Origin of the sequence: Halorubrum xinjiangense (assembly GCF_049604745.1) — an archaeon.
Lineage (GTDB): Archaea > Halobacteriota > Halobacteria > Halobacteriales > Haloferacaceae > Halorubrum > Halorubrum xinjiangense_A.
In genome coordinates this window covers 2,230,561-2,253,914 of sequence record NZ_CP187140.1, presented here as the reverse complement: position 1 = coordinate 2,253,914, position 23,354 = coordinate 2,230,561, and the positions used below count along the sequence as shown (strand labels likewise).

Here is a 23,354-nt window from a genome sequence, read left to right as displayed (position 1 = left end):
CGACGCGGGTCGCGGTCGCGGCTCGAAGGCGTCTCATAGAGGGTCATGGAGCCCGTCGATACAAAAGGTGTTCATCCCGGCCCGGGGTGCGTGCGGACCGCAGGCACGCGGCCGCCGGACCGTAACCGTCTTAAGTTCTACCGCGATACGTAGAGATGAGTCCTGGTAGGGTAGTGGACTATCCTCTTGGCTTGCGGAGCCAGGGACCGGAGTTCAAATCTCCGTCAGGACGTTCACTTTGCGGCTGTCTCAATTCGTTCGACAGCCGCTGCGTTCACGTCCTGACGTGCCTCACGCTCGCTTCGCTCGCGTGAGACTCCGTCAGGACGTTCTTTAGTCTCAATCTCGCGACGGTTGCGAGCAGTGTGTGGGTCCTGCACGACATACTCAGTCAATTCTTGTTTTGAAGAGCGGTGGCGCGTGCCGACGAGCGCCCTTTGGGCGCGAGTCGCACGCGCGAGGGAGTCAGTCGCCGGAGCGAAGCGGAGGCGACTGACGAGGCTGGGGAGGGTGAGGTGCTGTGCGGTCGCTGTCGGGTGGGACTCAAAGGGGCAGCCGGGAGGCGGGCGCAGGCGACGTAAGCACTGGAGGGAGTGAGCGAAGCGAACGACCGAAGCGCGCAACGAGCGTGCGCCCGCCTCCCGGCTGGGGCTTTGGCGGTGTTCGCCGCCGATCCGTAGTCGGTTGTTTATAAGTAAGTGGCTGGGGATTTGGCGGTGTCAGCCGCCGATGCGTGGTCAACTATTTATAAGAGACCGGCTGGGGGTTAGCCGGCTGTCACCGCCGTGTCTCGGTGCTCTACTTAGAATTGAGCAAGCGGAGAGTGAGCGGAACTCACCGAATCAGCACCGGCCATTTATAAATAGCCGACCGCCAGTTCGACGCACCATACCCTCAGTTCACGAACGGCCCGAACCACCCGCTCTCCGTCTTAATCGTGCGGGTGGAAGCGGTCCATCGCGCGGCGGACCGCGCCGGTGTCGCCGATGAACGTCACGTGGTCGCCGATCTCGAGGACGGTGTCCGCCGAGGGAACGTGGTTTTCGCCGTCGCGGCTGACGACGGCGACGAAGGTGCCGTCGGGGATCTGCGCGTTGAGGTCGCGGATCGTCTTGCCCGCGAGCTCCGCCGAGGTCACCTCGACCTCCTGGACGTCGTGGCTGTCGCCGAGCTCGTTCATCCAGTGGGTGAGCGCGGGCCGCTCGATCTCGTCGTCGATGGCGACCGCGGTCGCCGTCGAGGCGTCGATACCGGTGACCCCGATGCTGTCGAAGGCGTCGACGTTGTCCGGGTCGTTCACCCGCGAGTACACCGAGGCGACATCGAACTTGGTGATCGCGAGCTGACACGCGAGGAGGTTGATGTCGTCGTCGCTCGTCGTCGTGATGAACCGCTTGGCGTCCTCGATGTGGGCGCCGCGCAGCGTCTCCGTGTCGCTGCCGTCCCCCTCGTAGACGGTGTATCCCTCCGAGCGCGCGCGCTCGGCGACCTCCGGGTCCGACTCGACGATGACGACGTACTCGCCCCTGTTCTCCAGTCGCGTGGCGAGCGCCTGGCCGACCCGACCCCCGCCGATGATTATCGTGCGCATTGGTGACACTCCGAGGAACTCACCGATCTGCCGCGCGAGCCCCGCCTCGACGAGGACTGTCGCGAAGATGACCGCGAACACCGTGCCGACGAGCAGCTCGCCGGCGGCGATGCTGCCCGCGAGCTCCAGCTCGATGGCGAACAGCGTCGCCACACTCGCCGGGATTATCCCCCGCGGCCCGACGCTCGCGATGAACAGCCGCTCCGGTCGAGTGAACCGCTCGACGCCGGCGGTCGCGAGGAACGCCCCCAGCGGTCGGAGGACGAACATGATGACGGCGACGAGCGCGACCACGCCGAGCCCGAGCCCCGCGATCGCCTCGACATCGATCAGCGCCGCGAGCGAGATGAAGACGAAGGACAAGACGATCGTCGTCGTGTTCTCCGCGAAGCTCTCGATCTCCTCGCGGTTGTCCAGCCCGAGGTTCCCGAGGAGAATCCCGCTCGTCGCCGCGGCCGCGATGCCCGCCTCCGCGGCGACGGCCTCGGCGGCCGCGAACGACCCGATCGCGGCCGACAACACGAGGAACTGCGACGCCTGGACGTCGCGTTCGGGGACGAGGTCGCTCTCCAGTAGCGCGTAGATAATGACGGTGGCGAGCAGCCCCGCGGCGACCCCGACGCCGAACCGCTGGAGGAACGAAACCACCGTCGCGGGGACACCGAGGTCGTCGAGCAGCAGCGTCTCGAAGATCACGACCGCGACGATCGCGGCCGTCACGTCGTTGACGATCCCCTCGGTCTCCAGCGCGGTCGCGACGTGGTCGCGCACCCGGACCACGTTGAGGATCGGCGTGATGACCGTCGGACCGGTCGCCACCAGCAGCGCCCCGATCAGCAGCGCGATCTCCCACGTGCCGTCCGTGAACGCACGGACCGCCGCCGCGGTGCCGAGGAACATCACGACCGCGCTGATCGTCACCAGCCGCAGCGACACCGTCGACGCGCGTCGGATCCGGTCGATACGGAGCGCGAACGCCCCCTCGAAGACGATGATCGCAACGCTGAGTCCGACGATGATCTCCAGTCCGTCGCCGAACGTTTCCAGCGTGACCAGCCCCAGCAGCTCGGGCCCCAACACCACCCCGATCGCGAGGTAGAAGATGACGCTCGGCACCCGGAGCCGGTGAGCGAGCAGCTGGACCCCGAGCCCCGACACGAGTATCACCGCGATCACCGGCAGCAGGCTACTGGACACGTCTGTCGGCGATACACGCTCCGCCTCCCTTAGTGTACTGGTAGGGCGCCCCGGCCCGCCAGTTCGCCGCGCCGTTCGGACCGCGCCATTGCGTCGCACACACGAGCAACTATTAATTCGGTTCCGTTTCTCGGTGGTATCACGCCCGGCCGGTCCCCCACCGCCGGGTCGAACCCATGACCACCCGCGACCCCACCCCGACGTTCGCCCCCCGCCGGAGCGTCCGGAAACGGGCCCGCGGACCGGTCGCCGCTCTCCTCGGCGCCGTCGCCGCGTGACCCCGACGCGGGGACGGCCGACTCGTCCGCCGTGACGAGCGCCGTCTTCTCCCGGACGCTCCCGAGACCCCGCTCCGCCGCCCGGAGACCGCGCGTGCGGTCGCCGGCGGCCGAACCGATTCCGACCGCGAGGCGGACGCCTCGCTCCCGACCCACATCCAACGATGAATCCGGACCGATCCCCCTCCAGACGCACCGTTCACCCCGATCTGTACGCGAACCCCCACCGGTCGGCCGCCGTCCCGTCGCTTGGCACCGCGATCGCATTCGCGGCGCTGCCGATAGTGACGATTGCGGCCCTCTCGTTCCCGGTCGCCGCCGCGGTCACGCTGGCGGCCCTCTGCGGCGCCGTCGCCGGCGCGGCGCTCGCCCGACGACAGCCGAACGCGGTCAATCGGGCGTTGCGCCTGCCGAACGACGAGGGCGCCGTCCGAGAGGCCTGATCCGGCCGCCGCGGGCGACGACCGCGTTTCCTCGCTGGACTCCCCTCTCCGCTTCCCCGCTGACCTTCCCCCTCCGCTTTCCCGACCCCAGAACTCGCCATTTATCACTCGCCGCCGCCGACCGCGAGGCGTGACCGACTGCGATCCCGGGCAGAATCGAGGCGCGCGCGACGCCCCCGCCGCGTCTGTCGCGGTCACCACCGGCGCCGCGCTGTTCAACGAGGGGGAGTTCCTCGCGGCGCGCGACATCTGGGAAGGAGAACGACGGCCGTCCGACGACGGCGGCAGCGACGCCGAGCGCGACGACGGTGACACTCCCGATGACGTCGAGCGACTGCTCCGGGGGCTTGCCGCGACCGCGGCGGCGACGCACCGCGCGATCGACGGCGACCGATCCGGGGTCGCGGAGCGCGCGGACGACGCCGTGGCGGCGCTGGCGAGCATCACCGATCCGCATGGAATCGCCCTGAGCCCCGTCCGAGAGTGGGCGGAACGACTCGCTGCGGCCCCGGAAAAGGCGGATACGTCGACCGCACCGCGGATTCGGATCGACGACGAGACGCCGGAGTTCGACGATCTGTCGCTCGCCGCGGCCGGGGTCGCGGCGCCGGCGCTCGCGAGGGCGGGCGAGCCGGGCGACCCGAAGGTACTCGCGGCCGCGGCGGAGTTCGCTCGCGAGGAGCGCGGGACGGGACGGACCGAGTTCGCGGAGCTGCTGTTCGCGTACCTCCGGACGCCGGACGCGCGGCCGCAGGTGGCCGCGCGGCTGGGCGATCACGTCGATCGCGAGGAACGAAAGCGGCGCGACGTCGACGGGCTGTTCTAGCGGGGTCGGCGCGAGCGTGCGGACGACCGGTCGCCGAACCGGTCAGGCGTCGTCGCTCGGCGCGTCGGGGTCCGCGGGGAAGTTGGGTTCGGCGGGCGACTCGGGGGCGGGCCGATCGGCGTCCGCCGCGAACGAGTCGTCGTCGTAGCGACCGCCGTTCGTCTCGGTGTCGCCGTCGGATTTGGGTTTGCCCTCGAAAGTGTAGTCGGCGGAGTTGTCGGCGGGGTCGTAGCCGAGCGCCTCGCGGGCGCGCTCGATGGAGTAGTAGCGGCGGTCGTTGTTCGAGATGCCGTACACGATCTCGTAGCCGTAGTCGGCCTGGAGACAGCGGTCGAACAGGTGCGCGCAGTCGCGGTGCGAGAGCCACATCGCCTGCCCGCGCTCGTACTCGCGGGGCGGGTGGTCCTTGGTGAGGTTGCCGATGCGGACGCAGACGACGCTCATGCCGAACTCATCGTGGTAGAAGCGCCCGAGCGACTCGCCCGCCGCCTTCGAGACGCCGTAGAGGTTGCCGGGGCGGGGGAGTTCGCTGCCGTCGAGCCGGTAGTCGTCCTCGGGGCGGTACAGGTCCGGGGTCCGGTCCTCGGTCTCGTACCCGCCGACGGCGTGGTTCGAGGAGGCGAACGCGAACCGCTCGACGCCCGCCTCGGCGGCGGCGCGCATCACGACCTGCGTCCCGTCGATGTTGTTCCGGAGGACAGAGTCCCACGGCGCCGTCTTCCGGGGGTCGCCGGCGAGGTGGATCACCGCGCCGACGTCGGCAACCGCCTCGCGGACGGCGCGCTCGTCGGTGATGTCGGCGACGTACCGGTCGGCGTCGGTGACCCCGTCGGGCACCTTCGCGGCCGGGAGCGGCTCGCGGTCGAGGAGCCGCCAGTCGTACTCGTCGCCGAGACCGCGGAGGATGGCCTGCCCCACCCGTCCGCCGGCGCCTGTCAGCAGGACCGGCTCGTCCATTCGACTCTACGTGGGCGGGAGAACGGCATATATGACACGGTTCGACCGGTGGGACCGAATCGGGTGCGGAAAAGCGAGACGGCGAACGGAGAGACGAACCGAGACCGCCGGAACGCGGCGGCTATAGCTTCTGCCGCGAGACCTTCACGCCGGTCGGGGTGACGATGATCTGGTCGTCGCCCTTCTGGACGATGTCGCCGTCGACCTCCTGGACCACCTGACGGAGCTCGTCGTAGACGTGTTCTATCGTCCGGTCCGACGTGGAGTGGCGGGTGATGTCCGCGATGACGAAGTCGCCGTCGTACACCGCGTCCTTGATCGGGATGACGTCGCTCTGGTCGCCGATCTCGGCGAAGTGTACCTGCGTGCCCGTCTCCGCGTGCGCGTCGGCGAAGTCGTCCGAGTCGAGCTCGACGTAATCGTCGACGGAGCGGCTCCCACTTCCGCCGAGGATCTTGCTCATGATGCCCATACACACCACACGACGAGGTTAGACATTAGTTCTTACGTCAGACGCAGCCTCAATCGGGTGTCCTCGCGTCGGACGGGCTCAGTCGAGCCGCTCTTGCCACTCCTGGACCCGCGAGAGCAACTCCACCGGGGGGGTCTCCGCGATGTCGACGTCGGTCAGTTCCTCGATCACGGCGCGAGTTTCGGGGTCGAGCCGGGCGGCCGCCGCGGCCTCCGCGGTTTCGATGGAGTCGCCCGCGGTCTCCGCGGTTTCGCCGGAGCCGGGCGACCTCGACCCGGCGGTCGCTCCGTTTCGACCCGCCTCCGAGGCCGGGGCGTCTGCCTCCGAAGCCGAGGAGTCTGCCGCCGTCGCTCCGTCCCCGTCAGCGTCCTCCGAGAACGACCCGGACGAGAGGTCGAACACGACCTGCTGCGTACCCTCTGCGCCGTCGTCGCCCGGGCCTGCGCCGTCGCCGTTCCCCCCGCTCCGCGAGCCGCGGGCCTCGATGGCCTTCTCCTCGCGAAGCCGGTCGAGCACCTCGTCCGCGCGGGAGACGACGGGACCCGGGACGCCCGCAAGGTCGGCGACGTGGACGCCGTACGAGCGGTTCGTCGGGCCGTCGCGGACGGTGCGGAGGAACGTCACCTCGCCGTCGCGCTCGTCGACGGCGACGTGGACGTTCGCGACGCGCGGGAGGTGGTCGGCGAGCGTCGTCAGCTCGTGGTAGTGGGTGGCGAAGAGGGTGCGCGCGCGCACCTCGTTGTGGAGGTACTCGGTCGCGGCCCACGCGATGGAGATGCCGTCGTAGGTGGCGGTGCCGCGGCCGACCTCGTCTAAGATCACGAGCGAGTCTTCGGTCGCCGAGTGGAGGATGTTCGACAGCTCCTGCATCTCGACCATGAACGTCGACCGGCCCTGCGCCAGCTCGTCGAGCGCGCCGACGCGGGTGTAGATGCCGTCGACGAGCCCCACCTCGGCCGCGCGGGCGGGGACGAACGAGCCCGCCTGCGCGAGCAGCTGGATCAGCGCGGCCTGGCGCATGTACGTCGACTTCCCGCTCATGTTCGGCCCGGTGACGATGAGGAAGCCGCGCTCGGCGTCGAGCCGGAGGTCGTTCGGGACGAAGTCGGTCGTCCCCTCGACGACGGGGTGGCGCCCGGCCTCGACGTCGAGTCGGCGCTCCGTCGTCAGCTCCGGGCGCGTCCAGTCGTTGCGGGCGGCGTGGGTCGCGAGCGAGGCGAGCGCGTCGAGCTCCGCGACCGCCCGCCCGGCGTCCTGGAGCAGCTCGGCGCGCTCGGCGACGCGCTCGCGCAGCTCCTCGAACAGCTCATACTCCAGCTCGCCGCGAGCCTCCTCCAAGCGGAGGACCTCCCGCTCCTTCTCCGCTAACTCGTCGGTGACGAACCGCTTCGAGTTCTTCAGCGTCTTGATCTCGCGGTAGTGCTCGGGCACCTGGTCAGCCACCGACTTCCCGACCTGAATGTAGTAGCCGTCTGTCTTGTTGCGGTCGACGGTGACGTGGCTGAGGCCGTGCTTCCGCTTCTCGCGCTCGGCGAGCCCGTCGAGCCACGATTTTACCGAGTCGTGGCGCTCGATCAGCTCGTCGAGCTCGTCGTCGTACCCCTCCTTCAGCAGCCCGCCGCCCGTCTTCGCCTTGGGCGGGTCCTCGGCGAGCGCCTCCGCGAGTTCCTCTCGGAGGACGGCCGCGGCGTCGCGGTCGACGCGGTCGAGGACGGCCGCCGCGGGCGAGTCGGCAAGGGCGGTCCCCCCTATTGCGTCGGCGAGGTCCGGGAGCAGCGCGAGCGTGTCGCGGACCGAGAGCAGTTCGCGCGCGCCAGCGCTCCCGCTCGTCGTGCGCGCCGCGAGCCGTTCGAGGTCGTACGCGTCGCCGAGGATCTCTCGGATCCGGTCGCGCGCGAGCGCCGCGGACGCCAGCGCCTCGACCGCGTCGAGCCGGGCCGCGAGCGTCTCGCGGTCGCGCCGCGGGCGGGTGAGCCACTCGCGGAGCAGCCGCCCGCCGGCGGCCGTGACGGTGTGATCGACGGTGTCGAACAGCGAGCCGTCGGCGTCGCCGCGCATCGTCTCCGTGATCTCCAGGTTGCGCTGCGTGGTCGCGTCCACGTCGACCCGGTCGTCCGCGCCGTACGCCGTCAAGCGGGTCATCGAGGCGAGCACGCCCGCACCCGTCTCCTCGACGTACGAGAGGACCGCGCCCGCGGCGCGGACCGCGAGCTCGGAGTCGAGTCCGACGCTATCGGTCGTCTCGCGGCCGAACTGCTCGCGCACCGCGTGCTCGGCGCGCCCGGTCGCGAACGCCTCCGCGTCGAACGCGGTCACGCGCCCCGAGAGGTCCTCGCGGACCGCCCCGAGGAGGTCGTCGTCGTTGCGGACCTGCGGGCCGGGAAGCACCTCCGCCGGGTCGAACCGGTAGAGTTCGGCGCGCAGGTCGCCGCCATCGTCGACCGTCGTGGCCAAGAATCGTCCCGTGGTCACGTCGGCGAACGCGAGCCCGTAGGGTCCGTCGGCGTCGGCGTCCGCGGTCGCGCCGGTCGCGCCCTCCTCCCGCACCACGGCCGCGAGGTAGCGCGCGTCGTCGTCGCTCGTCTCGAGGACCGTGCCCGGCGTGACGACGCGGACGATCTCGCGGGCGTGGTCGCCCCCGTCGGTCTCGTACTGGTCGGCGACCGCGACGCGGTAGCCGCGCTCGACGAGGGCGTTCACGTACGGCGTCAGCTCCGAGAGGGGGACGCCCGCCATCGGGTACGACGAGCCGTGGGAGGACTTCTGTGAGATACTCAGGTCGAGCTCGTCGGCCACTAGCTCGGCGTCGTCCGCGAAGAACTCGTAGAAGTCGCCGCACTGCATCGCGAGGACGTCCGCGTCCGTCTCCGCCTTGAGATCGAGGAACTCCCCGACGATCCCCGTTGCCATATGTCCGTACTCCCGCCGTGCGCGGCTAAAACCCTGCGGGTCCGCGGGCGACGGCAGAGCGTCGGGCTGCGCGCCGCTGCGAGTCGCGAGGCGGCTCGGGGGTGTGAGCGTTCGCCGCGCCGACGGGAAAAGGGGGTGGAGCGTCAGTCGTCGCGTGCCGTTACTGGTCTTTCAGCCACGCCTTCGCCTCCTCGTTGCTCGCGAACGCGCGGAACTCGAAGTCGGGGTCGAGCGAGCTCAGCTGTTTCTCGACCTCCTCCATCTCCATGCTCGCGATCGCGGAGTCGGCGTACACGCCCGCGCCGCGCGTCACTCCCTTGTCGATGAGGTCCGGGACCCACTCCTCGGCGAGCCAGCGCTTGTCGGCGTCGTCGTGTGCGGTCACGCCCGCGGTGTTCACGATGTACTTGTCCGCGCTCCGGTCCGCGATTATCTCCTCCCAGCGGCGAGCGCCCTCGCGGAACGCCTCGCCGGCGGCGTACTCGTCCCACGTGAACACGGGGAGGTCGAGCGCCGCGTCCCACTCGACAGTGTAGATGTCGGTCTCCTCGATCGCCGTTGTCGATGTCGCCATACTTCCGGATCCTCAACACTTCTTGAAAAAGGTAGCCCGGTGATTATCACCCGAGATATTTCGGGGATATCTCCCGTCCGATCGAACGTATACGTTCGCCCACTTACGGCGTTCAGTTTCCGAGATTACTTCCGGATTTTCACGTCTTTCGTCGAGTTATCCGTTCTGGTATTTTCACCGTCAGATTAACCAGCGGCCTGTGGGAGGTGTCCGTATGGCGACCCGATCGGACGGACCCGAGGCGGACGGCCGCACCGAACCCGACATACAGGCGGAGATCGGCGAGACCGTAGAGCAGCTGCTCCGGATCTCGCAGATCGTCTCGAAAGGGTCGAACGAGGTAACGGAGCTGACCGACGAGCAGTCCGCGTCGATGCGAGAGATCTCCGAGGAAGTGTCGAACCTGTCCGCGACGGTCGAGGAGATCGCCGCCAGCGCCGAGGAGGTCGAGACGGTGAGCGAGCACGCACAGGAGCTGACCGAGGAGGGGTGTACGGTGGCCGAGAACGCGATCGACGCGATGGAGACCGTCGAGTCGGCCAACGACGAGGTCTCGGACACCGTCTCGCGGCTCGAAGACCGGATCGGGCGGATCGACGAGATCGTCGACGTGATCGACGACATCGCCGACCAGACGAACATGCTCGCGCTGAACGCCTCCATCGAGGCGGCCCGGGCGGGCGAGGCGGGCGACGGCTTCGCGGTGGTCGCCGAGGAGGTGAAGAACCTCGCGGAGGAGTCACAGCGGAACGCGGAGGACATCGAGGAGCTAGTCGACGAGATCAAAGCCGACACCCACGAGACGAGCGACCGGATCGAGAAGGCGAGCAACGAGGTGCGGACGGGTCTCGACCGCGTCGACGAGACCGTCGACGTGCTCCACGACATCGACGAGGCGGTCACCGAGGCCACGGAGGGCGTGGGCGAGGTGGCCGACGCGACGGACCAGCAGGCCGCCTCCACGGAGGAGGTGTCGTCGATGATCGAGTCGGCGGCCGACACCGCGGACGACGTCGCGGCCGAGGCGGAGCGGATAAAGGCGGCCAACGAGGAACAGGCCGAGAAGATCGACGAGCTGGGCGAACTCGTCGAGTGAGCGGCGGGCCGGGACGCCGGGCGAACGACGGACCGGGAGTCGGGTGAGTAGCCCCCGGGGACGGTGGCGAGGGGCGGCTCGCCGTCGCGTTCAGCCCAGCCGGTTCCGCTTCGTCGACGCCCGGTGAACGAGCCCGGACGCGCCGAACAGGAGCGCGAAGAGCACCGCGTACGCGTACCCGGAAACCGCGCCGAAGGGAACAGTGCCGGCCCACGCCGCCGCCGCCAACAGCCCGCACGTGAGCGCGAGCCCGACGTAGTACTCGCTCCAGAGGATCTCGTTGTCCGAAACGACCTCTAGGTACACCTCCAGTTGCCGGCTCTCCTCGGTGAGCGACACCAGCCCCCGGTCGGACTCGTAGTCGATGAACCCGCTGGACGCCAGCTTCGGCAGGTGCGACTGGTGGAGCGCGGTGTACACCCGCTTGCGCTGTTTGTACGTCACCTCGTTGACCTCGCGGTCGTTCTCCCACGCCGCCAGCTGCTCGGCGATGTCTCTGACGCGGGCGCCGTCGCCGTGCTGTTTCAGATACGTGATCACGTTCCGCCGCCGCCGGTTGCTCAGCGCGGTGAAGACCTCGTCGCGCGACGGCCCCTCTTCGTCGTCCGGCACCGAGTCTGGCGTTTTGAGTTGAAGCGTCATGGGGCCCTCATCGGAGTAATTACTGCGTTAATTGACACCAAAGAACATATCATTTTCTATAATTTTCGAGAATAATCGGACGGCGGGATATGTCGGGACATCGATACCGAGTTTTGAGAGACTCTACCCGCGTTTCTGTGGCTTTCACCGGACGGTAGGAGCTCCATACATACCATCGTTCGGCGCGAACATCGTACGATGACTACGTCACACGACACGAAGAGATCGGACCGGCCGTCGGAACGGCGCGGGCGCCGTTCGCTGGACCGCCTCCGTCGCCCCGATTACACCGGCGCGAACCGTTGTCTCCCCTGTACAGCGGTCAACGTCGGCATCGCCGCCGGGGCGTCGCTCGCCGCCGGCGGGCTGCTCGGCCCCGGCGTCGGCGGCGGGGTCTTCCTCGCCTCGCTCGCGGCGATCTGGCTCCGCGGCTACCTCGTTCCGGGGACGCCGGAACTCACGAAGCGGTACCTCCCGGAACGCGTCCTCGCGCTGTTCGGCAAGGCGCCCGACGGGGCGGGGCAGGGAGAGCGTCCGGTGGGCGACGTCGACCCGGAAGCGTACCTCCTCGACGCCGGGATCCTCGTCGAGACGCCGGCGGGCGACGACTCCGCGTTCGCGCCCGACTTCGCCGCGGCGTGGCGGGCGGCGGTCGAGGCCGACGAGCCGAGCCGCGGCGCGGACCGAAACGGCCCGGACGACCTCGCGGCGCTCGCGGGGCTCACAGGACTCGACCGCGACGCGCTGTCGATCGACTGGCGCGGCGGCGCGGCGTTCGCGTTCGCCGACGGCGAGCGGATCGGCTACTGGGAGTCGCGCCCGGCGTTCAGGGCGGACGTCGCGGCCGACCGCGTGCTGACGGCGACCCGCGACGACTGGTCGGCGCTGCCGCTCGCGGACCGGAGCGGGATCCTCGGCGCCCTCCGGCTGTTCGTCGAGGAGTGTCCCGCCTGCGACGGGACGGTGGCGCTCGAAGAGCGGGTCGTCGAGTCCTGCTGCTCCAGCTACGACGCGGTCGCCGGGCGCTGTGCGGGCTGTGACGCGCGGCTGTTCGAACTTCGGCTGCCGGCGTCGCTCGCGGACGTGAGCGAGTAGCGGCGACGGCGGGCGGAGAAATGCGGGGTGTACGGAGAGGGCTGTTTTTCGAGTCGGGTCACCGCGGCCGAAGCTGTCGCAGCACCGAGAAGCGGTTGACCCACAGCTGGACGGCGCTGGCAGCGGCGAAGGCGCCGAGCGCGAGGCTGGTCCAGAGGACCGGGTCGACGGCCGAGACGAGCGGGACATCGAGAAGCGCGGCGAGCACGACGAGCAGCGACCCCACCGCGAGCGCGCGGTACAGCTCCGACCACGTCGCGCCGCCGGGCGCGAGTATCTCCGTGTAGAGCCGCACGTCGCGCGCGCGCCGCGAGAGCTCGACCGTCTGCGAGTCGCGGTCGTACGTTATCACGCCCGCGTCCGCCAGCTTCGGAAGGTGCGTCTGGACCAGCGACGTGTACACGCTCTCGCGGCAGCGCGTCGGCGGCGGACTCTCCCCGGTCTCGTGACCGGCGACGAGCGTCGACAGCTCGTTGACCGAGACGGTCCCGCCGACGGAGCTGAGCTGTTCGATGGCGCGCCGTCGGCGCTCGTTCGCGAGGATAGCATACACCTGTTCGGCCGGAAGGACGTCGTTTCGGAGTTTCATGAAGTGACCTCCGGGCGGCCGCGCTCGCGGTGCCCGAGTTCTATCGCCGACTGCGTCAGACGGGGGTATATGTATGGGCGCGCTACCGCTCGCGGTCGCCGATCCGGGGGAGGAGGTACGAGATGCCTGTCGGATCCGACGCGGCGAGTACGGCCTTCGTGCCGCGTTTTCGGTCGGAAGTACGACTCTCATACCGTCGGAGATCACCGAGGTAGGGGCGTCGGACCGCCGGTCGAACGCGATCTTTGACCTGCGGCGTGAGTCCTTCTACCGTTTGGAATCTGCCGTTCGACGGTGACGTGGGAGCGCGTAACTAGGTGGGTATCCGTCGGAGGGGGAAGTAACCGATTCGGCTGACCGACGCGGACGGGGGCGAGTCGGGGGGAGACCATGAGCAAAGACACAAACGACACGATCGGACTTTCGCGGCGCAAGGTGCTCGCCGGCCTCGGCGCCGTCGGCGTCGCGTCCGCGGGCGCAGGACTCGGGACGACGGCGTACTTCAACGACACGGAGACGTTTCAGAACAACACGCTCACCGCCGGCGAACTGGACCTGAAGCTGGACTACAAGTCGACGTACTTCGGCGGTCCCGGCCGCTTGGACCACGTCCAGTCGATGGGCTACCCGGACGCCGAGGACCTCGGTGAGGGGACGTACCTGCTCGGACAGGCGCCCTCGCCCGGGGACATGGAGGCTTGGGAGGACCTCGTTCAGGGCGAGGGCAGGGAGTTCGACTTCTGTTCGCCCGAGGCGGACGAGTACCTCGTCAACGGCGACGGGATCCCGGTGTTCACGCTTGAGGACGTGAAGCCCGGCGACTCCGGCGAAGTCACTATCAGCATCCACATCTGTGACAATCCCGCGTTCCTCTACCTCTCGGGCGAGCTGACCGAGAACGCGGAGAACGGGCAGAGCGAGCCCGAGCTGGAAGACGAGGGCGAAGATGCCGACGGGATCGGCGAGCTCGCGGACGCGATCGAGGTCTGCGTCTGGTACGACGAGGACTGCGACAACGTGTACGAGCCCACGGGCACGGGCGAGCGGCAGGAGCTGGAGGTCGCGCTGGTTAGCGACGTCTCCGGCTCGATGAGCGGCTCGAACCTCACGGCGCTACAGGCGGCCGCGACGAGTTTTGTCGGTAACCTCTCCTCGCCGGACGAGGCCGCCGCGATCTCGTTCGGCTCCGGCGCCTCGCTCGACCAGGAGCTGACGACGACCTACCAGGACGTCATCAACGCGATCAACAACTACACCGCGTCCGGCAGCACGAACGTCGCTGGCGGGATCAACGTCGCTCAGGACGAACTCACGAACGGGACGAACGCGACGCCCGGCGCCTCGAAGGTCATGATCGTCTTGACCGACGGCTTCGAGAATATCGGCAACGCTCGGGCGGCCGCCACGGCGGCCAAGAACGCCGGCACGCGTATCTTCGGGATCGGGCTCGGCAGCAGCGTCGACGAGGACCTCGTGGAGGACATCTCCACGTCCCCCGACGACGCGTTCCTCGCGCCCAACCCGGCCGACCTCAACTCCGTCTACGCTGAGATTGCGCAGATCGTCTTGGAGGGCGAACAGAAGATCCTCTCCGGCACGATGAGCGAGGTCTTCGAAGAGCTCACCGAGGGCGTCGCGCTCGACGGCAACCGCCAGGAGGAGGATCGTCAGCCGTACCCCGGCGCGACTACCCAGTGCATCGGCTTCGAGTGGACGCTCCCGGCGGAGGTCGGCAACGAGGTCCAGACCGACTCGGTCATGTTCGACATCGGTCTCTACGCCGAGCAGTCGCGGCACAACGACGACCCGCAGGTGACGTTCAACGGCACGGAGGCGAACAGCACCAGCGCGGGCAACTCGTCGAGCTGAACACGCAACACCGAGCGGAGCCTCTCCGCTCTCCCCCGGGCGACGCGCCCGGTTCCCGGTTCGGCGCCTTCGGGCGGCCGACACGGCGGTTCGCGACCGCCCCCGGGAGTTCCCTTCGGGGATGATACACAATGAACGACGACACAATCGGACTATCGCGGCGCAAGATGCTGGTCGGACTCGGTGCGGTCGGCGTGGCCTCCGCGGGCGCGGGCCTCGGTACCACGGCGTACTTCAACGACACCGAGACGTTCGAGAACAACACGCTGACCGCGGGCTCGCTCGACCTGTTCGTCCACGTCGACTACTCAGAGGACCAAGGTAGCTACGCGCAGTACTCGACGCCCTCGGGGAGCTTCATCAACGGCAACGTCGTGGGACAGCTGGACGACGGTGAAGTCGTCACACAAGAGGGAGACGGCCTGAGCATCCAGGTCTCCGACCTGAAGCCCGGCGACTCCGGCGAGGGCGAGTTCTGCTTCTCGATCGTCGACAACCCCGCGTACATGTGGATGTGCGGCGAGCTGACCGCGAACGACGAGAACGGAGAGACCGAACCCGAGAGTGACGACGACGAGACCCCCGACACGGGAGACCTCGCGGACGCGATGGAGGTGACCGTCTCGTACTGTACGCCCGACGGCGACGGCGGCAACGTCATCGGCGACGAGATCGTCTCCGGCTCGCTGGCAGAAGTCATGCTCGCGCTCCAAGCCGGCGTCCCGCTCTCCGGCGACGGCGACGCGAGCGCGTCGCTCGCCGACCGCCCCGCGTTCGAGGGCGTCACCGAGCCGTTCGTCGAGGGAACGCCGAATATCGCCGAACAGTGCGTCTGCTTCACATGGGAGGTGCCGACGAGCGTCGGAAACGAGATTCAGACGGACTCGGTCATGTTCGACTTCGAGTTCTTCGCCGTCCAGTCGCGGCACAACGACGGGACCCACAACCCCTGCGTCGACGAGACCGTCGTCACCGCGTACGACAACGACTGGAAGGGCCAGACCCTGGGCAACCCCACTGACGGGAACGTCTACACCAGCGTCTCGTTCGGCCAGAACCAGACCGTTCTGAGCTTCGCGTTCGCCGACGACGGCGACGGCGTCGACTTCCTCGACACCGCGGACTACTCCAGCACGAATTTCCCCGTTGCGGTCGACGCGGACGCGGACGGCACCCACGATTGGCAGCTCATCTGGCAGCCCAACGCCGGGTTCCCGGACGCGCCGTTCGGATACCAGCCGAACAACGGCGGGAGCTACGGCGCCGCCGAACCGCTTCCGGCCGGCTTCTCGGCGGCGAAGGTCGGGAACACGATCGTGTTCGGGATTCCGAACAGCGACATCAACTCGACGTTCCGGCTGCTCGGGTACGGCAGCACCGGCGGCGAGGGGCCGGTCGCGAAGGTCAACGACGACCCCGCGGTCGGACCAGACTTCCTCGACAGCAGCGACGCGGTCGAGTTCAGCGACTGACGCGCTGACAACGCCGCTTCGGGCGGCGTGACCGCTCTCCCACACCGGACCACGCGGGCGGCCGGGACGACGGTTCGATTCCGTCGGTGGGACTCCCTTCGGGGATTTACACTCATGACAGACAACAAGAAATTCGACACGATCGGACTGTCGCGGCGCAAGATGCTGGCGGGCCTCGGTGCGATCGGCGTGGCCTCCGCGGGCGCCGGCCTCGGCACCACGGCGTACTTCAACGACACCGAGTCGTTCGAGGGCAACCAGCTGACCGCCGGCCAGCTCGACCTCTTGGTCGACTGGCAACAGACCTACGACTTCGGCGAGGGACGCCAGTTCGTCAGCGCGCACCCGGACCACGACGGCGACGGCGAGCAGTCGGTCAATATCGACGGCGACGTGTTCAGCTACAGCGACTTCCCGGACGAGACCGACCCGGACAGCAACGGGGCGAACCTCCCGGTGCTGACCTGCGAGAACATCCCGCCGCTCTCGGAGGCGGACTTCGGGACGGACCCCGTCACGGGCGAGGAGATGGAGAGCCTCGTCCAGCTCACCGACGTGAAGCCCGGGGACTCCGGCGAGATCACCTTCTCGCTCCACCTCTGTGACAACCCCGGCTACATCTGGATGCAGGCGGCCAACGTCGACGACGACGGCGGCACCGAAACCGAGCCCGAACTGATCGTCGACCCGGACAACATGGGTAACCTCGGCGACGCCATCGAGGCGCGCCTCTGGTACGACGAGGACTGTGACAACGTGTACGACCCGGCGGAGCCGGTCGACATCATGCTGACGCTCGACTTCTCGGGCTCGATGCTGTACGACCAGTTCGGCGGCGTCGTGAGCGAAGACGACATCGCGATCAACGGAACCACCTACAGCGAGACGACGAAGATCGACCTGGTCGAACTTGGCACCCGGCAGTTCATCGACTTCCTCCAGAACTCGAACGCGGACGTTCAGGTCGGTGTCGCGTACTTCGACGGCGAGAAGGGCGGCGACAACGAACCCCGGACCGGGATCTTACAGCCCCTGACCGGCGACCTGTCCGTGGTCGACGGCGCGCTGTCGGGCCTGCGGCAGAAGCTCGCGAACGTCGTGAGCGGCGGCGCAGGCTCGACACCGTCCGACGGCGACGGTGACCCGAACCCGTTCGCGGGCGGCGGTATCGCGACGGGGACGTACATCGGCGAGGGCGTCGACGACGCGCAAGGCGAGCTCGACTCGAACGGGCGGAGCGGCGTCGCGAAGCGGAACATCGTCCTCTCGGACGGCGAATCGTTCAACGGGACGGGCTCGACGACGTTCTCCTCGCCGACCGGCGCGGCCGACGACGCCCGCGCGGCGTCGCCCAACCCCGCGACCGACGTCTACACGATCAACGTGAACGGCAGCGCCAGCACGCTCCTCGCGATGGCCGGCCCCGCCGGCGGGGCGGGCGGCGATCCGCTGTTCTTCAACGACCTTGACGACCCGCTGAACATCCCGACGGTGTTCGGCAACCTCGCGGCGCAGGCGACCCAAGAGAAGATCATCATGGAGGACACGCTCGCGAACGTCCTCGCCGAGCTCGCCGACGGGGACGGGATCCCGCTCGACGGCAACCGCGCGACGCTGTACGACGAGCTCAGCGACCCGGCGGACGACCCGGACCGCGACGCGTTCCGCGGCGACGGTGTGATGCACTGCGTCGCGCTCGAGTGGGAGCTACCCCTCGAAGTGGGCAACGAGGTCCAGGGTGACACGCTCGCCTTCGACCTCGGCTTCTACACCGAGCAGGCGCGCCACAACGACGGTTCGGGGCCGCAGGCGGCCTGAGAGGGCGTCTCGAAGCCCGCTCCGGCGACGACGGCCGACCCTCGCCGGGCGGCCGGACGATCGGGCGACTGCGGGCGGGTACGACCCCCGTACCGTCGGGTACGGTCACCGGACCGGCCGGGTAGGTCGCGCATACATACGACCGCGGTGAGAGTAGAAGAGGCGAGAAGAGAGAGGGAACCGACGACACGGCCGTTCGGAGCCGCAACGACACCAATGACACAGAAAGAATCGAAACTCACGCGGCGGGAGGCACTCGCGGGCGTCGGAGCCGTGGGCTTCGTGACCCTCGGGGCCGCCTCCGGACGATCCACGGGGACTGACAACTGGGACGAGTACACGGACTACACGTACGCCCAGACGGACACGCCGTTGAATCTCCTCGTCGGGTGGCGGCGCACGGTGAACGGGACGGTCGTCGACTCGAGCCCGGTCGGCGCGGTGGACGACGTTGAAGCGGCCGGGATCCGGCTCGTCGACGTCGACAACGCGCTGCCGCACGATTACGGCACCGCGAGCGTCGGCCTCCGGCTCGAGGACCCCGAGGACACCGCCCGCGTGTGGCTGAAGATCGACCCCGGCCTCGACAACCTCGACGACGCGAGCGCCGCCCTCGCGGAGCGCATCACGCTCACGGTCCGACAGGACACCGGGATATTCGGCATCGGCAGCTGCGGCGGCGCCGAAGGCGAGTTCGCGAGCGCCGGCGAGCTGCTCGCCGACGAGACGCTCGCGGAGATCGACGAGTCCGAACTCGCGGACGGGGTCGAACTGCGCCCGGGGCTCCTCGGCGACGGCTGCCTGGGTCCCGGCGAGCAGCGCTGTCTGACCTTCGCGTGGGAGTTCGACGGCGAGGGCGGCAACGCCGGACAGGGCGGCGCGGTCGACTTCCTCGTGGAGTTCGCCGTGGACGAGTGCGGTTCCGAGGGAAACCCCTTCGAGACGAACGTCCTGACGGACGGCGACCCCGCCGGAGGGAGCGCATGACCCCCGGAAACGACGCGGGACGGCGCTCGGGCGGCCTGAGCCGCCGGCGGCTGCTCGCCGGGATCGGCGGCGTCGGCGCGGTCGGGATGGCGAGCGGCCTCGGCACGGGCGCGTACCTCTCGGACCGCGAGACGTTCCCGAACAACGCCTTCGGCGCCGGCGAGGTCGGACTGACGGTGGACGGCGAGCCCACGGACGGGACCGTCACCGTCGGGCCACTCGCGGTCGATCGGACGACGTTCGACGAGCGCCCCCGCCCCGAGCGGTTCGAGGTGGGCGCGTCGGCGAACCCCGTTCGGGTGTGGCTCGCGACTCGCTGCCCCGACGGCGACCCGCTCGGGGACGCCCTCGAAGTCGAGGTCGTCGTCGACAGCGAGTCGGTGACAGGCGGTTACCGCCCCCTCGCCGAGGTCGAGCGCCTGCTCGCGACCGGGATTCGGATCGACGACGGCTGCCTCGAGGCCGGCCCCGACGGGGGTTCGATCGCCGTCGAGGTCGCCCCGTACCTCCCGGCGGACTCGCCCGACGTGGGCGGGGAGACGACCGACCTGACGTTCCACCTGTACGCCGAGCAGTGCCGCCACGTTACGGAGGCGGAGGCGAACGCGCCCGGGGCGAATCCCTTCGCGGAGGTCGTCTGCGAGGAGTTCGAGGAAGAGTGCCTAGCATGCGTCGAGTTCGGGAAGGCGGACGACATCGAGGCGACACTCGCGGTCGGCGACACCCTCCCGCTGGTCGGCCTGCCCGCGGGCGTAGGCGCACACGAGATCGAGATCACTGCGGTCGAGACGAAAGGGGGCGAGGCCGGTGAGACCGTCGGCGCCGGGTTCGCCCTCCGCGGCCCCGACGGGACCGCCGGACCGTCCGTGTGTGCGGTCGAGATCAAGGGCGGGCAGGGGACCGAACGCCACGAGCTCGACCCGCCCGCCACGGAGACGGGAGAGGTCCTGTTCGCGCCGCTGAACCCGGACAACGGCGAGCGATACGGGATCAGTCATATCGTTGTCTTCGTCTGCGCCGGCGACGGCGAGGACGGGCTGAGTGACGAGCGTTCCGGTGACGCCATCAGCGGCGAAAACGTCGACGGCGACACAACTGACGAAAACAGCAGTGGGAAGTCCGGAAACGGGAACGGCGGTGGAAACGGTAACGACAAGCCCGGAAACGACGGCGGAAAGTCCGGAGACGGCGACACGGAGGAGAACTGATGATCAATCTACTCACAGCACCACGGACGAAGCGCGCGGCGAACGTACTCGGGATCGTCCTGCTGATCGCGCTCGTCGCGCCGTTCGCGGTGTACGCGGCCCCCGAGGTCGTCGGCGCCGACGAGAGCTTCGTCGTGCTCACGGCGAGTATGACGCCCGCCATCGCGCCGGGCGACGTGGTGATCGTCGCCGAGCGCGATCCGGCCGCGATCGCCGAGGGCGACGTGATCACGTTCATGCGGGGCACCAGCAACGTGCCGGTGACCCACCGCGTGATCGACGTGGTCGACGAGGGGGGCACCCTCGCGTTCGAGACGATGGGCGACGCCAACGAGGGGCCGGATCCGGGGCTCGTCCCCGCCGGGAACCTCGTCGGCGCCGTGACGCTGACGATCCCGTACATCGGGTACGTGATCCAGTTCGCGGGGACGAGCGTCGGGTTCGTCGCGCTCGTCTTGCTCCCCTTCGGGCTGCTCGCGGTCACTGAGATCTGGTCGATCGTCCGCGGTCGCGACGAGCCCGAGGAACGCGCCCCGACGACGGTCGGCTCGGCCGACGAGTCGGTCGACGTCGAGACCAGCGAGCTGGCGACGGCCGAGACGACCGAGGTGGCCGAAGCGGCCGACGTCGGTCCAGTTCCCGTCGGCACCGCCGCGAGCGGTTCCGGCGGCGTCTCGGTCGACGCGGTCGGCGGCGCGGCGGCAGTACTCGTTGCGGTCGCACCGTACACGGCGTACGTCGCGTTCGAGCTGCGGAGCGCGGTCGCGATCGCGGCCGCGGTCGCGGCCGCGACGCTCCTAGTCGGCGCGCTCGCGATGTGGATGCCGGCGAGCGGCGTCCTCGATCGGAGCGACCCAACCGCGGCGGCCCCGGCGAGCGAATCACCGCCCCCGGCCGCCGCTGACGGCGGGATCACAGCGCCCGGCGCGGAGACCGCGGAGACCGACGCCGAGGCCAACGGAGCCGACGCGGTGGTCGAAGAGTTCGACCAGGAGACCGACGAGACCCATGAGGTCGACTCGGAGGCCGTCGCCGCGGACGCGGAGGGCGTGCCAGCCGAGGACTCGGCATCGGCGCCGACGCCGGCCGCGCGTCCCGACGCCACCGGGGAGGTGGACTGATGGCCGCGAACCGCAGGTTGGTCGCGCTCGTCGCACTGGCCGTGTTGGTGTGGAGCGTCGCGTTCGCCGGCGGGGCCACGGTTGCGGTCCTCTCTGCCAGCGTCGACATGACGACGACGTTCGAAACCCCGGACGAACTGCGCGAGATCAACGAGTCGAGCGAAAGCGAGTTCGCGGTGGCGATCGCCCCCGTCGAGAACGGGACGACCGTTACGGGAGAAAACGGGACGGCACCAGCGGCGAACGGCACGGAGACCGAAGGAAACGCCACGATGCCGCCGACAGACGAAAACGCCACGATGCCGCCGACAGACGAAAACGCCACGATGCCGCCGACAGACGAAAACGCCACGATGCCGCCGACAGACGAAAACGCCACGATGCCGCCGACAGACGAAAACGCCACGATGCCGCCGACAGACGAAAACGCCTCGGTGCCGCCGACGGACGGGAACGCCTCGGTGCCGCCGACAGATGAAAACGTCACCGTGCCGCCGACGGACGAAAACGTCACCGTGCCGCCAACGGACGGGAACGCCTCGGTTCCGCCGACAGACGAAAACGTCACCGTGCCGCCGACGGACGGTACAGAGGTGGAGCAGAACGCCTCGGCGCCGTCGACGGACGAAACGGACTCGGCGCCAGCGACGAACGATACCGAGACGAACGAAAACAACTCGGCGCCGACGGAAGAGAACGGCTCCGCACCAGCGGACGAGAACGACACTTGAACGGAAGAAAACGACACCGCACCGACCGATCCGACGCGGGAGCAGTCGGACCCGTCGAGTGAAGAGACGGTGACGAACGAGTCAGCACCGTCGGGGTCCGGCCACGGAGCCTGAGCGTGCCCTCGCCGAGCCGGCCGCGGGAGCGTCTCGGGAGACGCGGCGTACCGTCCGACGGACGCTGCGCCGCGCCCGGCGCGAAACTCACCGCGCTGTTGCTGCTCGTCGCGTTGCTTCTCCTCGTGTTCCTCGCCAGCATCGTTCGGATGCTGGGCTAAACTCGCCGACTGCGCGGCCGGGATGAGGTTCTCAGCAGGTGACCGCGCCCGCCGGAGTTATGGGCGGTACCGGCGTACGACCACCCGACGAATGGTCGCACTCGACGCCTACGCGTTCGTCTTCGTCGCCGGCCTGATCACGGCGCTGGCGACCGGGATCGGCGCGCTACCGTTCTTCTTTTTCGACGCCATCAGCGACCGCGGGAACGTGGCGCTGTGGGGGTTCGCGTCGGGGATCATGCTCGCGGCGTCGCTGTTCGGGCTGATACAAGAGGGGCTCGCTGAGGGAACGGTCACCGAGATCGGGGTCGGGATGCTCGCTGGCGTCGTCCTCGTCGTCGTCGCGCACGAGGTGCTGATGGACGCCGAAATCGACCCGCGGGAGTACGAGGAGGCGGACTTCAAGAAGCTGCTGCTGATCCTCGGCGTATTAACGGTTCACAGCTTCCCGGAGGGGATCGCGGTCGGCGTCTCCTTCGCGGACCTCGGCCTGGCGGGGGGAACCTCGCTGTTCGGCTTCACGGTCCCGCTCTTGGCCGTGTTCATGACCGTCGCCATCTCGATCCACAACGTTCCCGAGGGGACGGCCATCTCGATCCCGCTGCGGGCGATGGGCGTCTCGAAGTGGAAGATGGTGTGGTGGTCAATCTTCTCTAGCCTCCCGCAGCCGATCGGCGCTGTGATCGCGTTCGCGTTCGTGCGGTACGCCCGCGAGTTCCTCCCGTACGGCTTCGGCTTCGCCGCGGGCGCGATGATCTACCTCGTCCTCACCGAGTTCATCCCCGAGGCGCTCGAAACGGGCGCCGACCTCCCGCACGGCGGCAAGCGGGTCCTCGCCGGCGGCGTCGCGCTCGGCGTCGCGCTGATGATCCCGTTGGCGTACTTATAAGGAGACGATGGTAGCGACGATTACTTATAAATAAAATGCGGTGGCGCGTGCCGACGAGCGCCCGCAGGGCGCGAGTCGCACGCGCGAGGGAGGCCGCGAGCGACCGAAGGGAGCGAGCGGCAGCGAGGCGCGACGCGCCTCTGGCAGCCGGCGGCGCAGCCGCCGGCGACGAGGCTGGGGAGGTGTGAGGCGCGGTTGCGGTGCTGTGCGGGGCGGGACTCAAAGGGGCAGCCGGGAGGGCGGCGCAGGCGATGTAAGCACCGCAACGAGAGAGCGAACGAAGTGAGCGACCGAGTGAGGAGCACAGCGAGCGT

At 69.0% G+C, this 23,354-nt stretch carries 19 protein-coding genes and 1 tRNA gene; 13 read left to right on the top strand and 7 right to left on the bottom strand.

Translation table 11 applies throughout. From position 1 onward, the window contains the following. Window positions 1-159 precede the first annotated feature (159 nt). A tRNA-Arg gene (locus ACOZ35_RS12570) sits at window positions 160-232 on the top strand. 699 nt (window positions 233-931) lie between these two features. On the opposite strand, the gene ACOZ35_RS12565 is transcribed toward ACOZ35_RS12570, so the two are convergent. After that, window positions 932-2,767 (bottom strand): cation:proton antiporter, encoded by a 1,836-nt coding sequence (locus ACOZ35_RS12565; protein WP_424016067.1) that lies wholly within the window; start codon window positions 2,765-2,767, stop codon window positions 932-934. A 463-nt stretch (window positions 2,768-3,230) separates the two neighbouring features. On the opposite strand from ACOZ35_RS12565, the gene ACOZ35_RS12560 reads away from it, so the two are divergent. Together ACOZ35_RS12560 and ACOZ35_RS12555 are read left to right on the top strand one after the other, a co-directional pair. Beyond that, window positions 3,231-3,509 carry a hypothetical protein gene (locus tag ACOZ35_RS12560; RefSeq protein WP_424013900.1) on the top strand — a complete coding sequence of 93 codons (279 nt, stop codon included), beginning with the start codon at window positions 3,231-3,233 and terminating at the stop codon, window positions 3,507-3,509. A gap of 130 nt (window positions 3,510-3,639) precedes the next feature. Further along, window positions 3,640-4,335: a hypothetical protein gene (locus ACOZ35_RS12555; protein ID WP_424013899.1), complete on the top strand. Its 696-nt coding sequence runs from the start codon at window positions 3,640-3,642 to the stop codon at window positions 4,333-4,335. Between the two features lie 42 nt (window positions 4,336-4,377). Here ACOZ35_RS12555 and azf read toward each other — a convergent pair whose 3' ends face one another. The 4 genes from azf to ACOZ35_RS12535 form a co-directional block, all read right to left on the bottom strand. Then, window positions 4,378-5,292: an NAD-dependent glucose-6-phosphate dehydrogenase Azf gene (gene azf / locus ACOZ35_RS12550; protein WP_424013898.1), complete on the bottom strand. Its 915-nt coding sequence runs from the start codon at window positions 5,290-5,292 to the stop codon at window positions 4,378-4,380. A 121-nt stretch (window positions 5,293-5,413) separates the two neighbouring features. Then, window positions 5,414-5,764 carry a cell division protein SepF gene (locus ACOZ35_RS12545; protein WP_053770178.1) on the bottom strand — a complete coding sequence of 117 codons (351 nt, stop codon included), beginning with the start codon at window positions 5,762-5,764 and terminating at the stop codon, window positions 5,414-5,416. Between the two features lie 78 nt (window positions 5,765-5,842). Further along, the gene (gene mutS / locus ACOZ35_RS12540) at window positions 5,843-8,674 is read right to left on the bottom strand and encodes a DNA mismatch repair protein MutS (protein WP_424013897.1); all 2,832 of its coding nucleotides are present in this window, start codon (window positions 8,672-8,674) and stop codon (window positions 5,843-5,845) included. Window positions 8,675-8,834: 160 nt separating this feature from the next. Next, window positions 8,835-9,248, bottom strand: coding sequence for a hypothetical protein (locus tag ACOZ35_RS12535; RefSeq protein ID WP_424013896.1), 414 nt, complete (start codon window positions 9,246-9,248; stop codon window positions 8,835-8,837). A gap of 214 nt (window positions 9,249-9,462) precedes the next feature. On the opposite strand from ACOZ35_RS12535, the gene ACOZ35_RS12530 reads away from it, so the two are divergent. Then, complete coding sequence (locus ACOZ35_RS12530; protein ID WP_424013895.1) at window positions 9,463-10,344, top strand: methyl-accepting chemotaxis protein; 882 nt, start codon at window positions 9,463-9,465, stop codon at window positions 10,342-10,344. A 90-nt stretch (window positions 10,345-10,434) separates the two neighbouring features. Here ACOZ35_RS12530 and ACOZ35_RS12525 read toward each other — a convergent pair whose 3' ends face one another. Continuing rightward, the gene (locus ACOZ35_RS12525) at window positions 10,435-10,986 is read right to left on the bottom strand and encodes a DUF7344 domain-containing protein (RefSeq protein WP_424013894.1); all 552 of its coding nucleotides are present in this window, start codon (window positions 10,984-10,986) and stop codon (window positions 10,435-10,437) included. A 198-nt stretch (window positions 10,987-11,184) separates the two neighbouring features. Here ACOZ35_RS12525 and ACOZ35_RS12520 point away from each other — a divergent pair, with 198 nt between their 5' ends. After that, window positions 11,185-12,081 (top strand): hypothetical protein, encoded by an 897-nt coding sequence (locus tag ACOZ35_RS12520; protein WP_424013893.1) that lies wholly within the window; start codon window positions 11,185-11,187, stop codon window positions 12,079-12,081. 58 nt (window positions 12,082-12,139) lie between these two features. Here ACOZ35_RS12520 and ACOZ35_RS12515 read toward each other — a convergent pair whose 3' ends face one another. Further along, window positions 12,140-12,670 (bottom strand): DUF7344 domain-containing protein, encoded by a 531-nt coding sequence (locus ACOZ35_RS12515; RefSeq protein WP_424013892.1) that lies wholly within the window; start codon window positions 12,668-12,670, stop codon window positions 12,140-12,142. Window positions 12,671-13,060: 390 nt separating this feature from the next. Between ACOZ35_RS12515 and ACOZ35_RS12510 the strand changes: the two genes are divergently transcribed. From ACOZ35_RS12510 to ACOZ35_RS12475, 8 genes are all read left to right on the top strand, one after another. Further along, entirely contained in the window at window positions 13,061-14,539 is a 1,479-nt protein-coding gene (locus ACOZ35_RS12510) for a VWA domain-containing protein (RefSeq protein WP_424013891.1), read from the top strand. Between the two features lie 131 nt (window positions 14,540-14,670). After that, window positions 14,671-16,011 (top strand): SipW-dependent-type signal peptide-containing protein, encoded by a 1,341-nt coding sequence (locus ACOZ35_RS12505; protein ID WP_424013890.1) that lies wholly within the window; start codon window positions 14,671-14,673, stop codon window positions 16,009-16,011. Window positions 16,012-16,125: 114 nt separating this feature from the next. Then, the gene (locus tag ACOZ35_RS12500) at window positions 16,126-17,829 is read left to right on the top strand and encodes a SipW-dependent-type signal peptide-containing protein (protein WP_424013889.1); all 1,704 of its coding nucleotides are present in this window, start codon (window positions 16,126-16,128) and stop codon (window positions 17,827-17,829) included. 216 nt (window positions 17,830-18,045) lie between these two features. Next, the gene (locus ACOZ35_RS12495; protein ID WP_424013888.1) at window positions 18,046-18,816 is read left to right on the top strand and encodes a hypothetical protein; all 771 of its coding nucleotides are present in this window, start codon (window positions 18,046-18,048) and stop codon (window positions 18,814-18,816) included. Continuing rightward, complete coding sequence (locus ACOZ35_RS12490) at window positions 18,813-20,024, top strand: SipW-dependent-type signal peptide-containing protein (RefSeq protein ID WP_424013887.1); 1,212 nt, start codon at window positions 18,813-18,815, stop codon at window positions 20,022-20,024. The genes ACOZ35_RS12495 and ACOZ35_RS12490 overlap by 4 nt, the downstream gene beginning before the upstream one ends. Further along, window positions 20,024-21,145 (top strand): signal peptidase I, encoded by a 1,122-nt coding sequence (locus ACOZ35_RS12485; protein WP_424013886.1) that lies wholly within the window; start codon window positions 20,024-20,026, stop codon window positions 21,143-21,145. The genes ACOZ35_RS12490 and ACOZ35_RS12485 overlap by 1 nt, the downstream gene beginning before the upstream one ends. After that, window positions 21,145-21,876 carry a hypothetical protein gene (locus tag ACOZ35_RS12480; RefSeq protein ID WP_424013885.1) on the top strand — a complete coding sequence of 244 codons (732 nt, stop codon included), beginning with the start codon at window positions 21,145-21,147 and terminating at the stop codon, window positions 21,874-21,876. Before ACOZ35_RS12485 ends, ACOZ35_RS12480 begins: the two co-directional genes overlap by 1 nt. Before the next feature lie 366 nt (window positions 21,877-22,242). Continuing rightward, window positions 22,243-23,040, top strand: coding sequence for a ZIP family metal transporter (locus tag ACOZ35_RS12475; RefSeq protein ID WP_424013884.1), 798 nt, complete (start codon window positions 22,243-22,245; stop codon window positions 23,038-23,040). The last annotated feature ends 314 nt before the right edge of the window (window positions 23,041-23,354 follow it).